2 protein-coding genes are annotated in these 2,673 nt (G+C 74.6%); both read left to right on the plus strand.

The window, feature by feature from the left end; translation table 11 throughout:
- The first annotated feature begins 479 nt into the window (after positions 1–479).
- Positions 480–1,256 carry a TetR/AcrR family transcriptional regulator gene (locus tag HYE82_RS35800; RefSeq protein WP_179178402.1) on the plus strand — a complete coding sequence of 259 codons (777 nt, stop codon included), beginning with the start codon at positions 480–482 and terminating at the stop codon, positions 1,254–1,256.
- A 294-nt stretch (positions 1,257–1,550) separates the two neighbouring features.
- Positions 1,551–2,673: RNA polymerase sigma factor (locus HYE82_RS35805; protein WP_179178403.1), on the plus strand; the 1,123-nt coding region annotated here is incomplete at its 3' end.

The following is a 2,673-nucleotide window of genomic DNA, read 5'->3' on the forward strand; positions in this document are numbered from 1 at the left end:
GCGGGGGACCGCGCCAGGGGCAGAACCGGACGCGGCGGAGCCGGCGGCGGACGTGGCGGAGCTGCCGGAGGGGGCGGGCGTGGCGGAGCTGGCGGGCGTGGTACCGGGGGCCGTGCCTCGGGAGTTGGCTGCCTTCACCATCCCATGACGCAACGTGGCCGGGAGTTTGTCCACAGGCCTGACACATTGTGTGACCGGAGGGGGCGGTGGGACAGGGCACTCGGACGACTCGGGAGGGGGTGGAGTTTCGCAGGTCAGAGGGTGCGGAGAGGGGGGTTCCGGAGGCTGGGATCGGAAAAGTGGGGGCGAATGCTCCGATCGGGCGGCGGTCCGTCGGGGGCTGCCTCTTCTGAATTGACTCTGGCTCAACTATGTTCGTATCTCGTCGAGGAGTGAGACCGGGGCCACTGACCGTGGCCAACCTCGACACACTGCGGGGACGTCTCCGGGGGGAGACAAGCGATTACCGGGGGATACATATGAACATGTCCGATTTCCATGGTTCTGCGACCGCGCTCACGAGCGAGAGCGGCGGTCGGGTGATGGCCGGCGGCGCGAGCACCACCGCGACCGGGGTGGGGCGCACCACGCCGCTGCGCGTCGACGCCCAGCGCAACCTCGAGCACGTGCTGCGTGCTGCCCGCGAGGTATTCGGCGAACTGGGCTACGGGGCCCCGATGGAGGACGTGGCGCGGCGCGCGCGTGTCGGTGTCGGCACGGTGTACCGGCGCTTTCCCAGCAAGGACGTCCTGGTCCGCCGAATAGCCGAGGAAGAGACCGCCCGGCTGACCGAGCAGGCCAAGACCGCGCTGGGGCAGGAGGAGGAGCCGTGGCAGGCGCTGTCGCGCTTCCTGCGCACCTCCGTCGCTTCGGGCGCCGGGCGGCTGCTGCCGCCGCAGGTGCTGCGGGTCCGCTCCGCCGAGGACGCCGAGGAGGCTCCGGAGGTACGGGTCCCGCACCAGCGTCAGGCCGGTGAGGGCGGCGGGGCTCCCGAGCTGCGGGTCGTGGGCGCGCGGACTGCCGCGGAGGACGAGCCGTCGGCGGACGCGGGCGCGGGCGCGCTGCTCGAAGTGGTCGGCCGGCTGGTCGACCGCGCCCGGGAGGCCGGTGAACTGCGGGCCGACGTCACGGTGGCCGATGTGCTGCTGGTCATCGCCACGGCCGCGCCGGCCCTGCCCGATGCGGCGCACCAGGCGGCGGCTTCGGCCCGCCTCCTGGACATCCTGCTCGAGGGGCTGCGCTCCCGCTCGGCCTGATCGGCAATCAGGCACGTGCAGGTGCGCGCCCGGTCCCGGGGCCGGATGGCCCGGGGACCGGGCGCGTCTCGTGGGGCGAGCGGGCCGGCAGGGCCGGGCGGCCTGTTCGGTCGGACCGACCGGCGGGGCGGATCGGCGGGGCCGGGTTCGCCCGTGCGGGTGAGCGTCGTGTTGGGCGCTCGGCCCGAGGCTGCCCGGATGCGCGGAAGGCGTGGAGCGGGGTCCGGCGCGCGCCCCCCGTGTGACAGGCTTGAACGGTGTACCGGTTGAGTCTGGCGTGCGGGAGCTTCCGCGATGAGCGTTGACGGTCGGGAAGAACCGATCGGTGGTACCGGCGGCGAGGTCGAGGCGGCGAGTCGGCCCGCACGGCGAGTCCCGGCCCAGCGCGAGCCACGCGGCCGACACGCCCGCCCGGGTGCCGCAGGGAGCGAGCTGCCGCCGTCCGACGGCGATCTGATCGCCCTGGTGCGCGCCGGGGACGACGGGGCGTACGCGGAGCTGTTCCGCCGACACGCCGATTCCGTACGGCGCTACGCGCGGACCTGCTGCCGGGACGAACACACGGCCGAAGACCTGACTGCCGAGGTGTTCGCGCGGACGCTGCAGGCGGTACGCGGCGGGGCAGGGCCGGACCAGGCGGTGCGGGCCTATCTGCTGACCACTGTGCGGCGGGTCGCCGCGGCGTGGGCGAAGACGGCCAAGCGGGAGCATCTCGTCGAGGACTTCGCCCTGTTCGCGGAGCAGGCGGCCGCGGGCACCGAGTCCGGCAGCGGGCTGTCCGGCCTGTCCGGGGACGGCGCGCTCGAACCGGGCGCGGACGTCCGGGCGATGCACCGGGCCGAGCAGTCGCTGGCCGTACAGGCCTTCCGGAGCCTGCCCGAACGGTGGCAGGCCGTGCTGTGGCACACCGCGGTCGAGGACTCCCCGCCGAGCGCGATCGCCCCGCTGTTCGGGCTGAGCGCCAACGCCACCGCGGTGCTGGCCGGCCGGGCCCGGGAGGGGCTCAAGCAGGCGTACCTGCAGGCGCATGTGAGTTCGGCGCTGAGTGCGGGCGGGGACTGCGCGCGGCACGCGGACCGGCTGGGCGCCCATGCCCGTGGCGGGCTGCGGATGCGGGCGGAGCGGGGGCTGCTCAAGCACTTGGAGGAGTGCGCGAAGTGCCGGCTGGCCGCCGGGGAGCTGAAGGACCTCAACGCGGGCATGACCGCGCTGCTGCCGGTCGCGGTCATCGGGTGGTTCGCCGCCGGGTACGCGGCCAAGGCGGGCGGCGTGGTGGCCGGCGGTGCCGTCGCCGCCGGCGGTGCGGGAGTTGCTGCGGCTGCCACGGGTGCCGCCGGCTCTGCGGGTGCTGTGGGCGGGTCTTCCGGTGGTGGGGCCACTGCCGGTGCGTCCGTTCCGGGTGGGGCTACCGCCGGTG

This window comes from Streptomyces sp. BR123, from assembly GCF_013401435.1.
GTDB lineage: Bacteria > Actinomycetota > Actinomycetes > Streptomycetales > Streptomycetaceae > Streptomyces.